We start from the raw sequence: 21,983 nt of genomic DNA on the forward strand, positions 1-21,983 counted from the left end.
TAAGATCAATTTACATACTCCTTTTTTATGCTTATTGCAGCGGAACAACGATCGGCTTTATTGTATACGGTTCTTTTATAAGTTCCAATGCTCCTGTACTATCCTTGATCTTGTAGAAGTTTACTACAGGAGTGATCATTATAGATGTTGCTTGTTTATCAAAATTATTAATAACAATGCGTGGGAAATTTCCTCGACCTACAAAGTCTGTATTATGACTATTTCCTCTAAAATGAATAACATTATACTCATTCCCTAAATTATCTTTCACGACATATTCAATGCCAGCCCCTCGCCATTCACCATTTTCCTTCTCTACAAACACCTCTTCTGAAAGATAAATTGCTGTAGAGATAGGGGTTTTCGTTATTTTAAAAGCTTCTATTTTTATACCTTCCGCTTCCGTTTTCATGCTATCTTTTTCTATACGCTGTGTTTTACTTTCAAGCTTCCCTAAAGTAAATTCAAATGACCAATTTCCTGCCACAGCATTATTCACATTATTTAAATCAACAACTTGATCTCCTTGAAAAGTAATATGAACTTCCTCAGGCTTTGAGCCTCTGATGAGTTCAAAAATATATAATACTGCATACTCATTGTCGTTTATTTTTTGAACCAAATGATTCGTGGCATAGCCTCCATATTGATACCTTTTACCAAATTCCTTAGCAGTTAGTTCACGATTTTCACCATATAATACTGGCCTTTCTCCTAAATCTTTCGCACTTTTAATGGTGTACGCAATGGTAATATTCTCTCCATCATATACAGCATCGTTTACAGATACTTCGATCCCATTACTCTCCTGGACCATTCCAATATTTGTAGAGTATTCATCATAATTGTCGAAAACATACTTTTCGTTATCAATGAACAACTCGAAGATATTTCCAATAATCGGCATATTCGCTGCAAATGTAGGAAATGCATAGCCAATTGTAATACTAGAAGCGATGAAAAAGGTTGCTGCAGCAACAAAATTTCTAATAAGGTGCTTTTTCTTTTTTGCCTTTAACACATTTCTTTTAATTCTCTCTTTTTCAAGCGTACTCACTTCCATTGGCTCTATATTTATATGATCAAGATTTAAATGATTAAATTGTTGATATAGCTTTTTCATGACATACTCCCCCCTAAATGAATTTGCTGTAATCTTTTTTTCCCACGATATAATCGGTTATTAATAGCAGCTTTTGTTAAACCACAATGCTCAGCAATTTCTTCGTTTTTCATATTTAAAAAGTATTTCATTGTAAAAATATCACGGTCCAATTGCTCCAATTGACTCATCATCATAAGTAACTCCTCTGTAGATGACTTAATTAAATATTCATCCTCAGCAGATTTTACTGCATTTCCTGTCTCATCAATTTCATAAAAAAATGGCGCTTTAGATAGCTTTCTTTGCTTCGTAATAGCTTTATACTTCGCTATAGTGCAAATCCATTTTCTAAAATCCTCTTTATCTCCCTTGAACTGTTTAGCATTTTCATATGCACCTAAGAAAGTATCACTTATACATTCTTCAATTATTTGAGGATCATTATAAGATTTTAAGGCATTGTAAATAATAGCTTTTACAATTCCGATATATTCATCAATCACGTATTGAAGTGCTTCTTCTCGATTTTTCTTTAGATGCTTTATAAAGTTTTCAGCTGTTATCCTCATCCAAACACCCTTTCTTCCACAATCATAAAGGACCCTTCATACAAAACATCGCTAATATTTGGAATTGTTCTCATATTATTTAAAAATATTTACATTTTGAATTTTATAGCCAATATAAAAGGCTAAATCGTCATTGATTTAGCCTTTTACTTATTTAAATATCTATTACTTCACATCAACTATTTATTTACCTTAGGTGCTGGATAATCAAAGCCCTTCGTATCAACCTCAACCTTTTTCATTTGTTGATCTTCTAGTGGTTTATCTGTAGCATCTCGCTCAGCTGCAACAATTGCATCGACTGTTTCCATACCCTCGATGACTTTTCCAAAAGCAGCATAATCTCCATCAAGGTGCGGAGCTTCCTTGACCATAATGAAGAATTGAGAGTTGGCAGAGTTAGGGTCCTTCGAACGAGCCATCGAAATAACACCCCGTTCATGCTTCATGTTATTGTCAAAACCATTTGAAGAAAACTCACCATCAATCGAATAATCTGGTCCACCAGTTCCATTCCCTAATGGATCTCCACCCTGAATCATAAAATCAGGAATCACACGGTGGAAAATAAGGCCATCATAAAACCCTTTATTTACTAAGGAAATAAAATTAGCAACTGTGTTCGGTGCTACGGTAGGCTCCAATTCAATGACAATTTTCTCATCATTATTCATTGTAATGGTTACTATTGGTTTTTCCTTCACCTCTGATGCGTAATTAGCTGTTTTCTGAGATTCCTTAGTTGTATTTCCCTCTGTTTGCTCACTATCTTTAGCAGTACCACAGCCTGTCAACATCATAACGATTGCTAACAGTGAAAACACTAAATAGAAACCTTTAAAACGTGCGAACATATTCTTTCAACTCCTCTTGTTAACCGTCTATTCATTATAAAACTATCGGATTATTTACAACAAATCAAGGTAGTTCCTATCAGTAAGATTATAAAAACCTTTGTATTATTCATAGCCATTAGAACAATTATGCCAGGAATGGTAGATTTAATTTTCCTATTAAATACATATCAAAAGAAAGATAACTGAACTTCACATAAAGAAGGATTGTAGTCCTACTTTATAAAGCTAATAACAAAAACTTAGAATACTTTTAAAAATTTTTAACTAATTTCTACATTTTTTTACCAACATGTTTATTACTACTGTAAAATGAAAATAATGAGACATTCGATACGAATAAAGCAAAAATTTAATAAAAATTTCTATGGGACAACGATACAAAATGGGAGGTTCACTTAAATGTCTATGGAACAAACAAGGTATTCTCGACTGGCCAATATTACGAAGATGATTAACATGAAGCTAGATTTACGTGAAGTATTGGAGCAGGTAACAACTGCAATATCTGAAGAAATCGTCAAATGTGATTCTGTGGGCATTTATCTGCCACAAAAAGATGGAACATTTAGAGGGTATGTTGGAAAACCAGAAGTAATTAATGGTTGGACATTGAATATGCATATTATTGACACCGAAATAGATTTACTGGCTAAAGAAGTAATTGAAACAAAGAAAACAATCTATATTCCTGATACGTCAAAGGATAATCGACCTGACCCTCGAGCTGTTGAAGGATTTCATATTAAATCTTTGTTAGTACTACCTATTTCCTTTGAGCAAGAATTATTTGGTCTTGTTTTTTTATTTGATTATGGTATTCCAATGAACTTAACAGAGGAAGAAATTCAAACGGTTGAAGCATATGTAAATATGGCTGCTGTTGCTATCCAAAACGCAAACAACTTAGCTTATAAAGAACACCTTATTAACGAAAAACAGTTGCTGCTCGATGTTACACGTGACTTATCAATGTGCTCTTCACTACAAGAGAGTCTTGATAAATGCTTTTTTTACTTAGAAAAGGTTCTAGACAATAAAAATATTGGCGTTCACCTATTAGACCCTTTAGCAGAAAAGAATATTAAACCAGCAAAGTTGAGTAAGGATAGCGATTGGACGGAAGAAAATTGGCTAAAAACACATAATAAAATAAAAATTGATGAAAGCAATGATGCTGTAATGCAGGAGGTTTTTGAAACCAAAAAGGCCATTCTTATTCCAAATGTCTTTGAGGATGACAGACCTAATCATGAAGTCTGTCGCAATTTTGGCATAAACGGTTTAGTTATGTTTCCTTTGATATCAATGGGTGAGATTTTAGGACAAATCTCTATTGTAAATCTTGAGAAAAAGCCATTCTACTACTCAGAAGCTCAATTACAATTAGCCCAATCAATTGTTGATACTACTGCATCTGCATTATCAAACCTGTTATATATGGAAAAGCAAGAGATCATTATCGAGGAAAGAACCTCCGAAGTAAGAGAAAAAAATAAAGAGCTCGAAAGAGTTGTCGCAGAGTTACAGCAGCTTAGCCGTGAAAAGGAGTTGATTCTCAATTCCGCAGGGGAGGGGATCTTTGGGTTAGATCTTGATCGAAACATTACATTTTGCAATCCTGCAGGTGCACACATGTTGGGATATGAAACAGAGAAGGAACTGATTGGAAAATCAGTCGATATTATAATGAGTGGCTGTGAAACAGAGGACAAAATTATGGTTTCACCCTTCTTAAACACAAATTTTAATAGCTACAAAGTTTTTTTTAGAAAAGATAATTCAAACTTTCCAGTCGAATATGTAACCTCATTAATAAAAGAAGGAGACAAGGTCGTAGGTGAAGTTGTGACATTTAAAGATATAACACAAAGAAAGCAACTAGAAGAGAAAATTAAATACCACGCTTATTTTGATAGCTTAACAGATTTACCCAACCGAATTCTTTTATTAGACCGATTAACTCAAGGTTTAAAATCTGCAAAAGTGAATGGTGAAAAATTAGCAGTTCTCTATTTAGATCTAGATCGTTTCAAATTAGTAAATGATTCACTCGGTCATAGCTATGGGGATCTATTGCTCCAAAATGTTGCCAAACGTTTAAGTGCTTGCGTTCCAGAAGATGCAACCGTGTCAAGGCAGGGTGGGGATGAGTTTACAATCTGTTTACCTAATATTAAATGTGAAAACGACATTTTGAAGGTTATTAATTGTATAAATGATTCCTTCTCTAAACCTTTTAATTTAATAGACCATGAAATTTACATTAAAACAAGTATCGGTATAAGCCTGTTTCCTGAAAACGGTGAGACTACAGAAACATTAATAAAAAATGCAGACACAGCTATGTACAAATCAAAAGAAACACCCGGTACTAGCTACCATTTCTTTAGCGAAGGGATGGATACAAGAACTTTTGAAAGTATCCAACTTGAGAATGATTTATATAAAGCTTTAGAGCGAGATGAACTAATTATCTTCTATCAGCCACAAATAAATTATAAAACAAATAGAATTAAGGGTGTTGAAGCTCTATTAAGATGGAATCATCGAAAACATGGAATGATAGCACCGGATAAGTTTATTCCCATTGCTGAAGAAACAGGTTTAATTGTTCCTATAGGTGAGTGGGTTCTTAGGGAAGCCTGCAAGCAATTAAAAGAATGGCATAACCAGGGATGTCCTTTAATTAGTGTGTCGGTGAATTTATCTGTCCATCAGTTCGAGCAGAATGATTTATTTTCTATTGTAAAAAACGTCCTAAAGGAAACAGATTTGTCACCCGAGTATTTACAACTAGAGCTTACGGAAAATCTCATTGTTAAAAATACAGAGGTAACTTTAAAAACGATGACACAACTGCAAGGACTTGGGGTAAATTTAGCAATTGATGATTTTGGTACTGGATATTCATCCCTAGGTTATTTGAAAAACTTGCCGATTTCTACATTAAAAATTGATAAATCCTTTGTTCAAGAAATGTTAACGGATGACGCAGCAGCCATTACGAATACGATTATTACGCTTGCTCAAAACTTAAAACTGGAGGTTATTGCCGAAGGAGTTGAAACCAAAGAACAGGCAGACTATTTATTGGCACAAAATTGTCATTTAATGCAAGGATATTTTTTCAGCAAGCCTATGAAATCTGGAGAAATTATGAAAAAATATTTCAAGTAGTGTTTAAATTTATTAAGCAAAGGAGATTTAAAATGAAAGCAGCTCGTACGGTCTTAGAGTATTTAAAAAATAGCGGTGTGCAATATATTTTTGGTATTCCAGCAGGTTCAGTCAATGCATTTTTTGATGAACTCTATGATATGAAGGAATTAACACCGATTGTCACAAAGCATGAAGGAGCAGCATCATATATGGCTGCTGCTTACGCAAAGTATACAAATCATCTAAGTGTATGTATTGGCTGTAGTGGTCCAGGGGGGACAAATCTTGTAACAGGTGCCGCAAATGCCATGCGAGAGCATTTGCCGGTTTTATTTTTAACCGGTGCTGTTCCTGTTAATACAATTGGTCTAAATGCCTCTCAGGAATTGGATGCGCAACCGATTTTCCAATCAGTTACCAAGTATAGTGTAACTGTTAAAGAATCAAAGGATTTATTAAAGGAAATAGTAAAAGCCTCCGAAATTGCTATATCGGGAGTTCCTGGTCCGGTACATATTGCTATACCAATAGATGTTCAACATGAAACAGTTGAAAACGTAGAAATACCAGCTTCACCAAAAAGAACAGCCATGGTTCCTGAAATAGATACCATTAAAAATGTAGCCGAACAGCTAATACAAAGAAAAAATGGTTATATTTTGGTAGGACAAGGGGTAAGAAATTCTGTTGAATCATTATTAGAATTAGCAGAAATTCTTAATTGGCCTATTATTACAACACCACAAGCCAAAGGGTACATTCCAGAGGATCATCCTCTCCTCGTTGGCGTTTTCGGTTTTGCTGGTCACGAAGCCGCTTCAGAATTGATAGCTGAAGGAGATGGACAAGTATTATTAATTGTAGGTTCAAGTTTAGGTGAAACAGCAACAAATAACTACAATTTAAATCTTACAAAAAACCGCTTTTCTATACAGATGGACTTTGACCAATCCGTCTTCAATCGAAAATACGAGATTAATATGCCCGTGCTAGGTGATATCAATCTAAGTTTATTATTACTTATTGAAGAATTAAGAGCGAAAGGTTTAACAAGAACTTCCCTTGAGATTAAAGAAAATAAAGAAATTCTTGAAAATGCAGAGGAATATAACACGAAAAATGTTCTGTTAAATATTCAAAAATATTTACCAGCATCTACAAGGTATACTATCGATATCGGAGAGTTTATGTCCTATGTCATTCATCATATGAAAGTTTTAGATTATGATACTTTTAATATAAATGTTCATTTTGGCGCAATGGGAAGTGGGATTGGATCTGCTATTGGTTCGAAATTAGCTGAACCTGAACGTCCTGTTGTATGTATCACTGGTGATGGTTGTTTCTTCATGCATGGAATGGAAATATTAACAGCGAAAGAGTATAATTTACCGATTTTATTTATTGTCATGAATAATGCTCGATTAGGCATGGTATATCATGGACATGCTTTACAGTTTCAACGTACTCATCCATCCTTTGAGCAAAATCCAATTAATATAAGTGCTATGGCTTCAGCGATGGATATACCGAGTTTCCAAGTAACTGGACTACAAGATATTACTAACGATATGATTAATAACTTAATGAATTTAAATGGACCAGCTGTATTGGAAGTAGTTTTAACAGATCATAACACACCTCCTATGGGAGACCGAGTTAAATTTTTATCGTCTTTTGGGAAATAGAACCGTTAAAGCATCATAACTATAAAAAGATCATATAGATGGGGAGAATCTCTCCCCTCTAAATGATTTTTTTGATCTTACTATAAACTGTTTATGTATTATAAGTTCCCGACTCTAAACCTAACGAATTGTTTACAAATTAGAAAATGAATGTCGAATAACTCCAAGTATAGCCCCTATTGTTTGTCCTTTAAAAGCATCTGAAACTGCTTCACCTGAGGGGTTTGAGAAATAATAGCTGGCCATTTTTTCATTGTAGTAATACCCTAAACCTGTGAGAGCATCTTGTAAGTCAGCTGGGAGCTCTTCTAATCCTGTGTGTTCAGTGAAATACTTTGTAGGAAAGACCTTCACATCCACATCTCCTGCACCAGTGTGTACTACAAATAAGTCTTTTTCATGTTGAACAATCCACTGATCTTTTGAATATAACGAAAGTCGTGATCCTTCTAATGAGGATATTGCTTCTAAATTAACACCAAAAATTTCATTTATTATTTTGCGTATCTTTGCCCCTGTTATTGCCCCATTGTATTGATGTAGATGGTAATCTATTACCCCTCTCCCTGAAGATAAAGACGTCTCTTTTAACTTTTTAGATAGAATAGGTGCTTTATCTAAATTAATACCAAAAATTAAATCAACAACATGAAAAATCTCAGAACTACTCATTTTTCTTCCATGAGAATTTAAATGCTGATCCATCTTTTCTGCCTTTTTCATCATTCAACCCTCCCATAAAAACTATAACACTACTAAAGAAGCAAGAGGTAAATTCTCTTGCTTCTCGCACAATTTTAAATCTAACAATTACGAAAGACCAGGCCTTTAATGTATAAATTCTATAGCAACTAAAGGTTCATTACCCTCAATAAATCTCAATTTCTTTGTCTAGAACAGACTTATTTTGCACCTGATTTCCTAAAATATAAAGCTTTTTCAAATTAGGTAGATTCACTAAAGGCTCTACATTTGATATAGCGTTGTTTTCCAGATGAAGAACCTCAATTTGTTGCCAGTTTTTCATAATATTTAACGATTGTAAGGAACTATCTTGTAACGTGAATGAACGGAGAGCTGAAAAGTCTACAAAGTAAGGTATGACCTTCTCAACATCTTGTACCCAATCACCATTACCTATTCGACTCGTTACATCATTCAAGGTTAAATGCTCCAACACATTATTCGTGAATGGTTGCGTACTATTTAATTGAAGACTACATTTATAACAATTTAAGGTTTTTACATGCTGTAAATTGAATAATTCACTTGTTTCTTGAAAAAACGCTGTCTCATTAAAGTTAAGTGTATGCAGATTCGGTAGTTGATTGAAAGAACGAATACCTGTAAAATCACCATATTCTCTTGCTGTAAGTTGTTCTAGCTGTGGGTATTTTAGTAATTCTGATCCATCAAAGGACACTCCTGCTCCCCCACTTATATAAACCGTCAAATCTTTTAAAGCTGGCGCCTCTAACTTTTCTATAAAAGAACCTGGAAGTTCGGCCTTTTTCAAATGGGGCACTACAATTGTTGACGTATCTCCATAATAACCAGTTACCGATAACTCAGTCAGTGATGATAGACTGTTCACAATATCAAGCAATTCTAATTGTCCTGGAGAAGATAAACGCAGCTTTGTCAAAGATGATTTATTTCTAAGTTTTTCTAAATTCGTAATGTTCATATATTCAAGATCAAGTGATTGTAGGTTAGGCATATTATCTATAAAATCAAGCGTTTTTAAATTTCTTACTGATGAGAGTTTCAATTCTTGTAATTGATTCAATGAATAAAATGAGTTAAAATCTGTCGCCTCACTAATTTCTATTGCTAACGATTCTAAATTAGTGAGTGTAGACAACCACTTTAAATCGTTGGTAGATTTTAATGACAGCGATTTTAGTGGTAATTTATTTAGTAGCTGGAAATCTGTAACCTCTTCAGTCATATAAGAAATTTCAAGTGATTGAAGATTAGGAAACTCTAATAATAAAGCAAGCTCATTATTACTTCGTATTTGAATTGAGAGCTCTATAACATTAGATTTATCGCTAAAATATTCCGCAATTTTACTAAATGATTCATTAAAGCTACCTGTATAGCTCTTTAAGTTTTTCAGATGTAGGAAGCTTACATTTTCACTCTGTGAGATTTCATAATCATTCATAAGCTTTAAGACAGCCAGTCCTGTAAAGGCTTCAAAATCTTTCTGTTCGATTTTTTGTGTATTCAATAACTTATCCATCATAATATAAGTGGAAATCTTGGCGTTTTTATTTGTAAATGGATCGTCGAGACTGTAATCAAAATGCCATTGATCGTCAGAATAATAGGCGGCCAAATAACGAATGCTTGCGATTTCTTCTTGAGTGGGCAATACTTCACCTTTTTCAAAAATATCTTTTAAAAAGAATAATAACACTTCGCTTTCAGGCATTGTTCGAACTGGGATTTGCTCTTGATTGCCGTATTCTGTATGATTGCTACCCAAAAGAAAATAACCAAAAAATGCACAAAGGATTATAATCGGCACAATAAGAAGCACCTTTAGATTTGATTTTGGGCGTGGCATCGTACTAGGAGAAGGTGTTCCGTAATAATTATGAATGGTTTGATCTACATAATATACCTTATTCTCTTTCAACATTATTTCAGTATCGCAATAAGGACATTTGAGTGATTGCCCTTCTTTGTATTCAATTTTCCCATCACAATTTGGACAATTTAATTTAATCAATTCCACTGGCAGTCCCCTTCCCAGCTCTATTTTCAATTAAGCTTAGTTGCCCGAAAAATAAATGTCAATATTTCTTTGAAATACTAATTATTCTCCATCATAAATTGCAGCGGGGTACTACATTTAATCTCCCACTAATTGCAGAAGCATTAATTATGTAGAAATAAAGTAAATATGATATCTTTTTGCAAGGTAGTATTTTGGAAAGAGAGGATATTCATCAATGAATCAAAATAATTTCTGGCTTGATTTACCACGGCCATTTTTCATTTTAGCTCCAATGGAGGATGTGACAGATGTCGTTTTTCGTCATGTCATTAGTGAGGCTGGACGGCCCGATGTATTTTTTACGGAATTCACCAATACAACGAGCTATTGTCATCCAGATGGTATGGACAATGTACGTAACCGTTTAGCATTCACAGAAGATGAGCAGCCGATTGTCGCACATATTTGGGGAGACAACCCTGAACATTTCCGTCAAATGAGTATTGGAATGAAGGAACTAGGCTTTAAAGGTATCGATATTAATATGGGGTGCCCTGTCGATAATGTGGCTGAAAGAGGCAAAGGAGCCGGCTTAATTCTTCATCCTGAACGTGCCTCTGAAATCATTCAAGCCGCAAAGGTAGGAGGCTTACCTGTAAGTGTAAAAACGAGACTTGGCTTTACAAATGTAGCCGAGTGGCGTGATTGGCTCACTCATATACTGAAACAGGATATCGCCAATCTTTCTATTCATCTTCGTACACGAGAAGAAATGAGCAAAGTCGCAGCCCATTGGGAATTAATTGCAGATATCAAAAAACTGCGAGATGAAGTTGCTCCTAAAACATTGCTGACGATCAACGGAGATATTCCAGATCGTTCAACAGGCCAAAAGCTAGTTGAGCAATACGGTGTCGATGGTGTAATGATAGGCAGAGGTGTGTTTTCAAACCCGTTTGCCTTTGAAAAGGAGCCGACAGAGCATAGTGCTAAAGAATACCTTAGCTTGCTATCCCTTCACCTGGATCTCCATGATCATTACTCTAAAGAATTTGAAACGCGCTCATTTAAAGCATTACAACGCTTCTTTAAAATATATGTACGTGGCTTCAAAGGGGCTAGTCAATTAAGAGTTCAATTACTAAATGCCCATTCGACTGAGGAAGTACGTGAACTATTAGCTGCCTATACTGCCAATGTATTAACGGAGTAGATCGACCACATTAAAGGAGACTGGCAATGCCAATCTCCTTTATATTTGCTTTACTTGTAAACGTATATTCTTAACTATGACTATAAAGATTGGTCATTTTATTTACTTTGAGAAATTGATAGAAAATAGTCTAAAACAAATAAGCGAAATTGCTTTGCAATTGGTGTGAAGTAGCGCTTTTCGGACCAGGCTAATCCAATTGTTCGTTGACAAGTTGGTTCAACTATTCGAAGCTTATGCGGAAACTGTCCTGATTTAGGTACCCATGATAATTCAGAAACGAAAGCTACACCTAATCCTTGCCTAACTAAGTCTGAAATAACGGTAGGTTCGTCCCCCTCAAAAGCAATATGTTGAACAAATCCTGCTTCCCGGCAAAACTGGTCAGTTAAGTTTCGGAATCCATACCCTGTATTCATGCTAATAAATGCTTCATCCTTCACTTCTTCAAGCCGGATACTTTCCCTCTCTGCTAGCTGATGATTAGGTGGTACAATCAAAAATATTTCTTCCGTAATGAGTGGCTCCCATCTTACGCCCTCTCCTTCAATTGGAATTGAAGAAATACAATAATCTAAATCCCCTTCTAATAGCATTTTCTTCATAGAAGAAACAGATTTTAGAAATTGTTGAAAACGAACATCGGGATGTTTCGATAAAAAAGAACCTAATAATGAAGGTAACACTCTTGGAATGGTAACTGCTAATGTAATACTCTTTTGATCTTGATCGATAAATTGATTAAGTTCTCTTTGACCCTCATTCAATTCTGCAAAAGCTCGATCCACACGATTTAAAAAAACTTTTCCAGCTGCATTCAGACTTATTTTCCGATGTTCCCGATCAAACAATTCCACTCCTAAATCTTCCTCTAAACGAGAAATCGTTTTACTAAGGGATGGCTGGGCAATTTGAAGTTGTTCTGCTGCCTTCGTCATATGTTCCAGCCGAGCAACTGTTTGAAAGTATTTTAATTGCAAAAGTTCCATGCAGACTCCCCTTTATCATAGACTCAAATCTATTATGCATAACCTTTTATGTATTATACAACATCAACATATTAGATTAAGATGAAATAATCTTTTGCATAAAGAAAGGTAGGATATTTCATGAAAGGATTACAATTAGTATTACAAGACTTAGTGGCCATTTGGAAACATAAGCATGGACGCATTGCTTTAATTTTTCTTACACTTGTTCCTTTAATTTACGTAGGATTCTTTTTAGCTGGCTATTGGGATCCATATGGACAATTAGATAAACTTCCCGTAGCAGTTGTCAATCTTGATGAAGGCGCTACTATCAATAATAAAGCCATTCATATCGGAAATGATTTTGTTGCTCAATTAAAAAAAGGCAAAGAGTTAAATTTTCAATTTGTCTCTGCCAAGACCGCCAAAAAGGGACTTGAAGCTGGCGACTATTATATGATTATTAAAATTCCAAAGAATTTTTCTAAAAACATAACAACGGTCATGGATAAAACACCAAAACCAGCTAAACTTTTATATGAAGTCAATCCAGGGAAAAACTATGTAGCCTCACAAATTACTACAACGGCTGTTGAAAAAATGAATACAAAAATCAATGCCAATGTCACGAAGATCTATTCTGAAACAATTCTAACTAAATTCAAGGACGTTTCAGCTGGCTTCATGGATGCAGGAACTGGAGCACAGAAACTTTATAACGGCACTGTTGATGCACAAAACGGAAGTAGAAGGTTAACAGAAGGTATTCAAAGTTTAGATGAAGGGGCACAAAAACTTAAAACAGGGAGCACGGAACTTTCAGCTGGCCAAAAGAGCTTATCTTCTGGTGTAAATGAACTTACAACCGGCTCTAATTCCTTATATAAGGGGTTACATCAGCTTACGGATGGTGAACATTCTCTACAATCGGGAATGAATCAAGTAAGCCAAAGCATTACTAACTGGTCTATTGGAAATACAAAGTTAGCTCAGGGACAAGAACAAGCAGCTATCACCGCTAAGAATTTGGAGGAACAAATAACTCAATATGTAAAAGAACATCCTGAAGCAAATCAGGATGGGAAACTCCAACAAATTATTGCTTTATCTAAAAAATTATCTACGACAGAAACTACTTTAAAATCTGACCAAGATCAGATAGAAATAGCTGCAAAAAAAATTACTACTGCACAGGCTTCGCTTCAAACTGGGATGGAAACGTTAGGTGCTAACATTACTCAGACTACTGAAGGAGCAAAACAGTTACAAGAGGGTACGAATGCATTTGCTAGTGGGTTTACAAAATGGATGACAGGCTATACAACACTTAACACTGGCATTACAACTCTCGCAAACGGAATCAGTCATGAATCAAGCGGATTAGCGGACCTACAAGACGGGCTTTCTTCTCTAGCAATTGGCTCAAATGAATTATCAGCAAAGCTAAATGAAGCTGCAGAAAAAACGTCTAATCTTCAATACAATGACTCTACCTCAACAATGTTTGCACAACCAATTGAATTGGTAGAATCCCATTTATCCAAAGTTCCGAATTACGGGACTGGCATTGCTCCTTACTTCTTATCACTTGCTTTCTTTGTAGGAGGCATTATGGCAGCCAACATCCTACCTTTAGGACGTAGAGAACGTCTAAAAGTAACTGGAACAGTTCACTTTATTAATAAACTAGGATTAGTTTATATAATAGGAATAATTCAGACACTTATCGTGGACCTGGTCGTACTTTTAGGATTTAAATTAGCAGTAGCAAGTGTACCGTTATTTATCCTATCAAGTATTATCGTGTCATTTACTTTCATGACCTTCATCCTGATGCTTATTATTCTCTTAGGGAATCTTGGTAAATTACTAGCTGTCACTCTCTTAGTATTTCAACTAGCAACCTGTGGCGGAACTTTCCCAGGAGAACTTGAAAATCCAATGTTAGCTAGGGTTGGAGGGTTTTTACCGATGGCCCACTCATTGAAAAGCTTCCAGGAGGTTGTTTCTCTCGGTGGCTGGTCAAACTTAATCACACAAGCATGTATATTACTTATTTACCTTTTACTCGCTTTCATCATCGGCTGGACTTCAAGTCATATACAGCATAAAGAACCAGCAGCCTTAGAAATGGTAAAGTAATAATTCGAGAATAATACTTGTTGAACTTGCTAGATAAAATAAAAATAGTATCTTTAAACTTTGAATAAAAAGTACCAGCCCATGAGGACTGGTACTTTTTTATAATTTCTGTTGCTTAAGTTATGGTCCCACGCAACTAGTATAAGACTATATTTCTTAAAAAATATAGAAAAGGAAATGCATTACTTCATCTAAAGCCATGTTGTTGAAACACTTCTTTTACAGAAAAGCTCTCTTCATCATATTTCAAAAATTATCCTGAAATAAGACGTTTTTCTTTCATTGCACCAACTTGGCCTAAAATTAGTGCACCGAACATTTGAATAATCGTTTTCACAATAATTTGTCCAAAAATGGCGGCAGGCACCGCTTCCCAAGGCAACATATTAGCCCCCAATGGACTCAAGCCGATTACTACGAAAATAGCAGAATCCAGAAATCCTCCAACAATTCCACTGTAGAGCACACGCCATGCCATTGGTAATTTCAATCGACTATAAATTTCTGTATCAGCCGTTTCAGCGACAACAAATGATAGGGCTGACGCTACCACAATCAAAAGTGTATCCCCTAGAAGGAATGACACTACTGCTGATAAAATTAAAGCTGTAATAATAACTATATATGTCTTTGCTCTACCATATTTATTTTGCACAAGATCGCGAAAAATAAAAGTCGCTCCAATTAAAAGCGTCCCCATTGGCACGATAAACATACCAAAATGTAACGGCGCAAATGCTGCCGTTACCACATTAGCAACGACAATAGATAATAAATAAAATAGTATTCTCATCCTATTACTCCTCAAATCAATTTCAAGACATTATTGTAATGGCACCCCTATACACCTCTTTTATTCCCCCAAACAAGAGCATGTAACTGTGGTAGTACTTTGACATCTCTTAATTCTTCATCCTTTATTACTCGATCAATGAGCTCATGATATTTATCTAATAAATGGATAGCTATTCGTGAATTATCAATCGACGTAAGATCATCGTTACCAACTTGGAGATAAAAAGGAATCGTTGGATAACGATGATGAATTTGTTTAGCATAGTCGTAATCCTCTTGATTAAAAACGACTATTTTGAGGGATGTATGGTGATTACTGTTTCGATTTTTAAGTTTTTCGAAGATATTTGAGAGCATCGAATAGTCCGTAGTCATTCCAGAACTAGGTGGCTTTGGTGAAATTGTCAGCTCATCAATCTCATACATCCATTTTTGCCATCTACTTCCTTGCGTTTCCACACTAACCTTTATGTTGTTTTCTTTTAAAATCGCAATGAGCTCTTGCAAATTTGGATAGAGTGCAGGATTACCGCCCGAAATCGTAACAAATGAAAATCCACTGCCACCAAGACGTTTTAATTCAGACCAAATCTCTTCTGCTGTCATTTGGACAATAAGATGCTTTCCGCTACCATCCCACGTAAATGATGAATCACACCAGGAACAAGAATAATCACAACCTGCAGTTCTTACAAACATCGTCTTCTGGCCAACTACCATTCCCTCACCTTGAATTGTTGGTCCAAAAATTTCGATAATAGGTACTTTACTCAACTTCCATCCACTCCCGTCTTGCTTCTGCATAGCTTGTAGGAGTTTCGTAAAGCCTGATAAACTCTACACACGCACCGTTATATCCTTCATCAAGCAAGGCCTCAGTCAGCTTTTCGTAAATCCAAACAACAATGTTCTCTGCCGTCGTATTCATAGGTGGAAGTGTTTCATTTAAATAACGGTGATCCAAATGAATCTCTATTTTTTGTTTCCATATCTCTTTTATATCGCCAAAATCAATCATCAAACCACGTTCATCTGTGTAGCCACTCAGTCCTAATATGACACGATAGGTATGACCGTGCAGATTTTTACATTTCCCCTCATAATGATGTAAATGATGAGCAGCATCGAAGGTAAATTCTTTGCTTACGAGAACACGCTTTGCATGGTATTTCAATTGATTTCTTTGAATATCCTCATCTATTTTTTGGAGCCTCTCGACGATTTTATAATCTGACATGTCTTAAAACTCCTTCCTATAACTCAAATACTCATCAAGCCCTTTTTTTCGCAGGTTACACGCTGGGCATTCACCACAGCCATCTGCTATGACACCGTTATAGCAAGTTAACGTTCTTTCTCGAACAAACTCAAGCGCCCCAAGCTGATCAGCAAGCTCCCAAGTCTGTGCCTTATTCAGCCACATCAACGGTGTATCAATGACAAAAGAATCATTCATAGATAAATTTAACGTTACATTCAAGGATTTAATAAAAATATCTCGGCAATCCGGATATCCGCTAAAGTCTGTTTCACACACACCCGTTACAATATGCTTTGCTCCCACTTGGCTCGCTAAGATGCCAGCAAATGAAAGAAAAAGTAGATTTCGACCAGGCACAAAAGTTGATGGAAGCTCACCATTTTCTCCGTCCTTCACCTCTATATCTTGTCGTGTCAATGCATTCGGGGCAAGCTGATTCAGGAGTGACATATCCAGAATGTGATGCTTGACACCAAGCTCCTCTGTTATCACCTTCGCACATTCAATTTCCAGACGATGCCTTTGACCATAATCAAAAGTTACTGCCTCAATCTCTTTAAAACGTTCTTTTGCCCAGAACAAACATGTTGTGCTGTCCTGACCTCCACTAAATACAACAATCGCTTTTTCCTTCTTCATCCATAAAGACTCCCTTATATCGAAAAAACAGCACTCTAAGAAAAAGTGCTGCTTTCTTCTTAGTTTTTTTAAGAGGGTAGCTAAAAACCTCTTTCTTGCTTCACTTATCGATTATCAATTTTTTCTGGGTTAAGATCGTGGTTCATTAAACGATAATTGGCTATTTCTTCGTATTTAGTTCCTGGCTTCCCATAGTTACACCATGGATCAATCGAGATACCACCTCGTGGAGTAAATTTCCCCCAAACCTCTATATATCTTGGGTCAAGTAATGTAATTAAATCATTCATAATGATATTAACGCAATCCTCATGGAAATCTCCGTGATTTCTAAAACTGAATAAATACAATTTTAGTGATTTACTCTCAACAATTTTTTTATCAGGGATATACGAGATATACATCGTTGCAAAATCAGGCTGATGTGTAAGCGGACATAAACTAGTGAACTCTGGACAATTAAACTTAACGAAATAATCTCGATTGGAATGAAGATTATCTACTGCCTCCAAAACTTCAGGTGCATAATCATATGAATATTGTGTACCTTGGTTACCCAACAATGTTAAATCCTTTAGTCCTTCTTCATGACTTCGACCAGACATAAAAAAACCTCCTTGTAAAATGTTTCCCAACACTTTTCAAGAGAGGCATTACCAATCATTCTATTAAAACATAAGTAAAAACATAAAAAAGCCACGTCCGATATGGACATGGCATAATGTCATGTTTCCATAGTTTTTTATAGAGGGTATCAGCTATGAACCTCTCCCGTACAAGTCCGGGCACATTCTTTTCTTCCATATCGTACAAAAAATAATACAGAACGTCAAATAGATTTTAAAAAAATCTTTCTTATTTGTGCTTTACTAATTATATTGACAAAATGAATATATTTCTGTAAGTCCTTTCTCATTTTAAAGTTCTATTTTTTAATTACATTACTAGGAAAATAGAATTAAAATATAATTGATAAACTAATACTTATTATCAATATTTTGGTATATTCAAATATTCCGATATTCGAATTACTACTCCTGTGATAAATTGGAATTATCACACTTTTCTGTTTAGTGTGATAATTAAATGTGGAGGGAGAAATGGGTTTTGAAAAAGTTTACGTTTATGAAGTTTTTAAGTAGTATTATAGCTTTCGTTATGGTGCTTTTTCTATTGGTTCCATTATCGAGCGCTAGTGCTGAAGAATCTAAACCATTTAAACAGGATAGTCAAAGTGAAAGTATACTTCAACTTAAGGCGGCCATCGCTGAACAGCTAAGCTTGTCTAAAGATGGTCCAACTCTTCACGAAAGCTTACAAAATGTATCAGGCAATCAAGAAGTTGCAGTCATCGTACATTTATCTGAAACGCCTGTGGCACTAGAGCAAGGAATGAGCCAGGTGAAAGGCCAAAAGTTCTCTAATGCGCGAGCAAATGAAGTACGTTCAAATGTAAAAGCTCAACAAGCAAAAGTAAAAAAAGAGTTAGCTACTAAAAATGTTCAAATGACTCAAGGCTACACATTTGATACTGTTTTAAACGGTTTTGCGGCAACAGTGAAAGCAAATGATCTCCCGAAACTGCTTTCAATAGAAGGAATTACATTAATCGAACCTGATGCAATTGTTTACGCATCAGAAGATAATACAATGAAATCATCGGAACTTATTAAGGAAGATCAATTAGAGGCCCAAATGAACACAAGTATTTCTTTCCTTGGGATCGAACAGCTGTGGAATGAAGGAATTGAAGGACAAGGAATAAAAGTAGCAGTATTAGATACTGGTATTGACGCAGATCACCCTGAATTCGCTGGAATTTACAAGGGGGGGAAAAACTTTATTCCAAATTCATCAACTTACACGAAGCCTCGAGCAGATGACGATGCATCGGAAACATTGCCTTCTGAGCGTCCTGCCGGAACACCTGAATTTAATGAAAAAGGAAGCTCGTTCTATACTTCTCACGGTACCCATGTTGCTGGAACCATTGCAGCAATCGGAGCAAACAAATTTGGTATTAAAGGAATTGCTCCAAAAGTAGACCTTTATGCTTACCGTGTTCTTGGTGCATATGGAAGTGGAGCTACATCTGGTATTGTTAAAGCAATTGAAACCGCTGTAACAGAAAAAATGGACGTTATTAACCTTTCTCTTGGTGGGGGAGCTAACTCTGAAACGGATGCTGGTTCATTTGCTATTAATAATGCAATGATGGCTGGAACAATCGGAGTAATTGCGACAGGGAACTCCGGCCCAAATCGCGGAACAATGGGCACGCCTGCAACTGCTCGTTTAGGAATTGCTGTCGGTAACACAACAAATCCTGAAACAAAGTATAACGGGGAAGTGAATGTTACTGTTGGTGACTACAACTTAACAAAACAGCTCCCATTAATGGGAACAACTTTTGGAAGGGATTTAGCAACACAGCTTCAAGGAGAATTTGACCTAGTTGCTATCCCTGGAAACGGGGAAGTAAAAGACTTTGAGGGAATCGATGTAGAAGGTAAAGTGGCATTGATCTCTCGTGGCAGTATCGCCTTTGTTGATAAAATTGCGAACGCAAAGGCAAATGGAGCAGTCGCAACAATTATTCATAACTTTGCTGGTGGAACAAATGCACCTAATATTTCAGGTACATTCCTTGGTGATTCATTTGCTTTTCTACCAACATTTGATATGTCCCAAACGGATGGCGATGCAATTCGAGCTGCATTGGCAGGCGGAACTGGAAAAGTTAGCTTTAGTCAATTTACTTCCACACAGACACTAGGAGATGAAGTAAACGATTCAAGTTCCCGTGGACCATCTACACCAAACTTTGATATTAAACCAGATGTAAGTGCACCTGGAACAAACATTATGTCAACGATTCCAATGTATAAAAAGGATTTCCCTGATGCAGATTATGCAGAAGCATATGATCGTAAAACAGGAACTTCTATGGCAACACCGCATATTACAGGTATTGTTGCATTACTTAAACAAGCAAATCCTGATTGGAACGCGTTCGACATAAAAGTGGCGCTTTCTAATACAGCAAAGGTTTTAGATAAAACAAAATACGATGTGTTCTCTCAAGGAGCAGGTCGTGTAAATGCTTATGCTGCAGCGCATCCAGAAATTCTTGCCTATGCACTGGATAGTGCAATTTTAGATGGAACTGGAGCTGTTTCAGAAAACTTGAAAGGTACAGTTACGTTCGGTCCACAACCACTTAAAGATCAGGATATTTCCGTAACAAAACAAGTTTTAGTAAAAGATATAAAAGGGAACGGCGGTAATTATAACGTATCAATTGATGTGACAAAAACATTTGGTGATGCAACTGTTACAGTCGACCAGCCAACATTTAACCTAGTTGGTGAGCAATTGTTAAATATTACATTAACCGCTTCACAAGCTACTGCACCAAACGGCTCTGAAATACTAGGGTATATTCACATCAGCGGTGGAGCTACAGAAATTTCATTACCATTCGCAGCTGACTTTGGCAGCGAGGCAGTAACTGAACTTAAAGATTTAAAGATTACAGAAACAGACCTATCCTTCAACGGTGATGGAGTGAAAGATTCAGCTGTCCTTTCATTTACATTAACTGGAGATGTAACAACTAACTATATCGAGCTTTGGGATATTATGAATCCTCAAGGTGGAGAATATGGTGACGGCTACATCGGCTATCTTCACGCAGGTACTGCACTAGGAAAAGGATCTTATACGCTGAATATTGCTGGGCAGTACAAACCATGGGGACCAGAACCTGCCACAACAATTCCAGATGGTCTCTATACAATTGACTTTACTGGTCTTGCGGCATCAGGAGTAGTGTCCGATTATGTTGGACCAATTATCGTGAAAACGACGAAACCAGAAATTACTGGTTCAGTTACTGAAGGTGTCGCTACAGGACAGGTAACAGATAAATATATCGACTACAATGAAGAGTTATATTTATACGGTTTAAATTACAATTTAAATGATAAATTAAAAGCTTCCTATATTTCGACGATTAATGGCGAAGTACAAGCACCAGTTCCTTTTGAATTAAATCAAGACGGTAGCTTCACATTCCCAGTAACAGCAGAAACTAATGCTGTATCTGTAAAAATTGAAGACGCTGCCGGGAATGTTGGTGAAGCCTTAATATATGAAAATGATGTAGTTGAACCAAAAGTAACGCTTTCTGTCAATCCAACAGAGCTAAACCTAACAGTTGGAGAAACTGCACAACTTACGGTAACAGAGACATCTACTCCTCCAGAAGGTGAAGCAACAGAGGAAGATGTAACTTCAAAAGCTACTTATGTGGTTGGAGATGAAAATGTTGCAACAGTAGCAAATGGATTAGTAACTGCTGTAGGTGAGGGCACGACTACGATTACTATTTCATACGGTGATAATGAAGCTAAGATAAATGTTACAGTTAAAGCACCTGTTGTAGAAACACCAATCGTAACACTAGAAATTGACCAAGCTAAGGTTGAAACTAGAATAGGTAAAGAAGTTTCAGTTAAGATTACTGAAGTAACTACTTTTGAGGGAAAAACAACAGAAAAAGATGTTACAACGCTTGCAACCTACGAAGTAACAAACGATAAAATAGCTTCTGTAAAAGCGGGGGCTGTAAAAGGAAAAGGTCAAGGTACTACGACAATTACAGTAACGTATGGTGATCACACATTAACATTTGATGTGGTGGTTGAAAAGCCTGGTAATGGCAATGGCAATGGCAACGGTAACGGTAATGGTAATGGTAATGGCAACGGTAAAGATAATAATGAAGTTACCGAGGTTGAGTTATAATTAATTTTAGTTCAAGCAAAAAGAGAAATTGCGCTGTGCAATTTCTC

General features: G+C 36.0%; 16 protein-coding genes and 1 riboswitch. Of the genes, 5 read left to right on the forward strand and 11 right to left on the reverse strand.

Going from position 1 to position 21,983, the window contains the following annotated elements; genetic code table 11:
• Positions 1–31 precede the first annotated feature (31 nt).
• The 3 genes from RT445_RS02785 to RT445_RS02795 all read right to left on the reverse strand — a co-directional run bounded on the left by RT445_RS02785 (position 32) and on the right by RT445_RS02795 (position 2,528).
• The gene (locus RT445_RS02785) at positions 32–1,123 is read right to left on the reverse strand and encodes a DUF4179 domain-containing protein (protein ID WP_274795051.1); all 1,092 of its coding nucleotides are present in this window, start codon (positions 1,121–1,123) and stop codon (positions 32–34) included.
• Complete coding sequence (locus RT445_RS02790; protein WP_274795052.1) at positions 1,120–1,674, reverse strand: sigma-70 family RNA polymerase sigma factor; 555 nt, start codon at positions 1,672–1,674, stop codon at positions 1,120–1,122. Before RT445_RS02790 ends, RT445_RS02785 begins: the two co-directional genes overlap by 4 nt.
• Positions 1,675–1,853: 179 nt before the next feature.
• The gene (locus RT445_RS02795) at positions 1,854–2,528 is read right to left on the reverse strand and encodes a peptidylprolyl isomerase (RefSeq protein ID WP_274795053.1); all 675 of its coding nucleotides are present in this window, start codon (positions 2,526–2,528) and stop codon (positions 1,854–1,856) included.
• A 402-nt stretch (positions 2,529–2,930) separates the two neighbouring features.
• Here RT445_RS02795 and RT445_RS02800 point away from each other — a divergent pair, with 402 nt between their 5' ends.
• Both RT445_RS02800 and RT445_RS02805 read left to right on the forward strand, forming a co-directional pair.
• The gene (locus tag RT445_RS02800) at positions 2,931–5,708 is read left to right on the forward strand and encodes a bifunctional diguanylate cyclase/phosphodiesterase (protein WP_312506374.1); all 2,778 of its coding nucleotides are present in this window, start codon (positions 2,931–2,933) and stop codon (positions 5,706–5,708) included.
• Between the two features lie 32 nt (positions 5,709–5,740).
• Positions 5,741–7,378: a thiamine pyrophosphate-binding protein gene (locus RT445_RS02805; protein WP_312506373.1), complete on the forward strand. Its 1,638-nt coding sequence runs from the start codon at positions 5,741–5,743 to the stop codon at positions 7,376–7,378.
• Between the two features lie 132 nt (positions 7,379–7,510).
• Here RT445_RS02805 and RT445_RS02810 read toward each other — a convergent pair whose 3' ends face one another.
• A complete protein-coding gene (locus RT445_RS02810) occupies positions 7,511–8,101 on the reverse strand; it encodes a hypothetical protein (RefSeq protein ID WP_312506372.1) in 591 nt (196 codons plus the stop codon).
• A 145-nt stretch (positions 8,102–8,246) separates the two neighbouring features.
• A complete protein-coding gene (locus RT445_RS02815) occupies positions 8,247–10,124 on the reverse strand; it encodes a leucine-rich repeat domain-containing protein (protein WP_312506371.1) in 1,878 nt (625 codons plus the stop codon).
• Between the two features lie 217 nt (positions 10,125–10,341).
• On the opposite strand from RT445_RS02815, the gene RT445_RS02820 reads away from it, so the two are divergent.
• A complete protein-coding gene (locus RT445_RS02820) occupies positions 10,342–11,319 on the forward strand; it encodes a tRNA dihydrouridine synthase (protein WP_312506370.1) in 978 nt (325 codons plus the stop codon).
• Positions 11,320–11,417: 98 nt separating this feature from the next.
• Here RT445_RS02820 and RT445_RS02825 read toward each other — a convergent pair whose 3' ends face one another.
• Positions 11,418–12,308 (reverse strand): LysR family transcriptional regulator, encoded by an 891-nt coding sequence (locus tag RT445_RS02825; protein WP_274795059.1) that lies wholly within the window; start codon positions 12,306–12,308, stop codon positions 11,418–11,420.
• Positions 12,309–12,428: 120 nt separating this feature from the next.
• Between RT445_RS02825 and RT445_RS02830 the strand changes: the two genes are divergently transcribed.
• Positions 12,429–14,432: a YhgE/Pip family protein gene (locus RT445_RS02830; RefSeq protein WP_313469646.1), complete on the forward strand. Its 2,004-nt coding sequence runs from the start codon at positions 12,429–12,431 to the stop codon at positions 14,430–14,432.
• Positions 14,433–14,685: 253 nt separating this feature from the next.
• On the opposite strand, the gene RT445_RS02835 is transcribed toward RT445_RS02830, so the two are convergent.
• The 5 genes from RT445_RS02835 to queF all read right to left on the reverse strand — a co-directional run bounded on the left by RT445_RS02835 (position 14,686) and on the right by queF (position 17,732).
• Positions 14,686–15,225: a VUT family protein gene (locus RT445_RS02835; protein ID WP_274795061.1), complete on the reverse strand. Its 540-nt coding sequence runs from the start codon at positions 15,223–15,225 to the stop codon at positions 14,686–14,688.
• Positions 15,226–15,272: 47 nt separating this feature from the next.
• Entirely contained in the window at positions 15,273–16,001 is a 729-nt protein-coding gene (queE, locus tag RT445_RS02840) for a 7-carboxy-7-deazaguanine synthase QueE (protein ID WP_312506368.1), read from the reverse strand.
• Entirely contained in the window at positions 15,994–16,464 is a 471-nt protein-coding gene (gene queD / locus RT445_RS02845) for a 6-carboxytetrahydropterin synthase QueD (protein WP_312506367.1), read from the reverse strand. Before queD ends, queE begins: the two co-directional genes overlap by 8 nt.
• 3 nt (positions 16,465–16,467) lie before the next feature.
• Positions 16,468–17,127 carry a 7-cyano-7-deazaguanine synthase QueC gene (gene queC, locus RT445_RS02850; protein WP_312506366.1) on the reverse strand — a complete coding sequence of 220 codons (660 nt, stop codon included), beginning with the start codon at positions 17,125–17,127 and terminating at the stop codon, positions 16,468–16,470.
• Positions 17,128–17,231: 104 nt separating this feature from the next.
• Complete coding sequence (gene queF, locus RT445_RS02855; protein ID WP_274795066.1) at positions 17,232–17,732, reverse strand: preQ(1) synthase; 501 nt, start codon at positions 17,730–17,732, stop codon at positions 17,232–17,234.
• Positions 17,733–17,855: 123 nt separating this feature from the next.
• A riboswitch (PreQ1 riboswitch) is annotated at positions 17,856–17,902 on the reverse strand.
• A gap of 332 nt (positions 17,903–18,234) precedes the next feature.
• Between queF and RT445_RS02860 the strand changes: the two genes are divergently transcribed.
• Positions 18,235–21,936, forward strand: a complete 3,702-nt coding sequence (locus tag RT445_RS02860; RefSeq protein ID WP_274795067.1) for a S8 family serine peptidase — start codon at positions 18,235–18,237, stop codon at positions 21,934–21,936.
• Positions 21,937–21,983: the final 47 nt, after the last annotated feature.

This window comes from Lysinibacillus sp. (assembly GCF_032093475.1).
GTDB lineage: Bacteria > Bacillota > Bacilli > Bacillales_A > Planococcaceae > Lysinibacillus > Lysinibacillus irui.

Excerpts from the sequence above, each read along its gene's own strand:
- RT445_RS02785 (WP_274795051.1), bottom strand. The coding sequence starts at position 1,123 with ATGAAAAAGCTATATCAACAATTTAATCATTTAAATCTTGATCATATA.
- RT445_RS02790 (WP_274795052.1), bottom strand. The coding sequence starts at position 1,674 with ATGAGGATAACAGCTGAAAACTTTATAAAGCATCTAAAGAAAAATCGA.
- RT445_RS02795 (WP_274795053.1), bottom strand. The coding sequence starts at position 2,528 with ATGTTCGCACGTTTTAAAGGTTTCTATTTAGTGTTTTCACTGTTAGCA.
- RT445_RS02800 (WP_312506374.1), top strand. The coding sequence starts at position 2,931 with ATGTCTATGGAACAAACAAGGTATTCTCGACTGGCCAATATTACGAAG.
- RT445_RS02805 (WP_312506373.1), top strand. The coding sequence starts at position 5,741 with ATGAAAGCAGCTCGTACGGTCTTAGAGTATTTAAAAAATAGCGGTGTG.
- RT445_RS02810 (WP_312506372.1), bottom strand. The coding sequence starts at position 8,101 with ATGAAAAAGGCAGAAAAGATGGATCAGCATTTAAATTCTCATGGAAGA.
- RT445_RS02820 (WP_312506370.1), top strand. The coding sequence starts at position 10,342 with ATGAATCAAAATAATTTCTGGCTTGATTTACCACGGCCATTTTTCATT.
- RT445_RS02825 (WP_274795059.1), bottom strand. The coding sequence starts at position 12,308 with ATGGAACTTTTGCAATTAAAATACTTTCAAACAGTTGCTCGGCTGGAA.
- RT445_RS02830 (WP_313469646.1), top strand. The coding sequence starts at position 12,429 with ATGAAAGGATTACAATTAGTATTACAAGACTTAGTGGCCATTTGGAAA.
- RT445_RS02835 (WP_274795061.1), bottom strand. The coding sequence starts at position 15,225 with ATGAGAATACTATTTTATTTATTATCTATTGTCGTTGCTAATGTGGTA.
- queD (WP_312506367.1), bottom strand. The coding sequence starts at position 16,464 with ATGTCAGATTATAAAATCGTCGAGAGGCTCCAAAAAATAGATGAGGAT.
- queC (WP_312506366.1), bottom strand. The coding sequence starts at position 17,127 with ATGAAGAAGGAAAAAGCGATTGTTGTATTTAGTGGAGGTCAGGACAGC.
- queF (WP_274795066.1), bottom strand. The coding sequence starts at position 17,732 with ATGTCTGGTCGAAGTCATGAAGAAGGACTAAAGGATTTAACATTGTTG.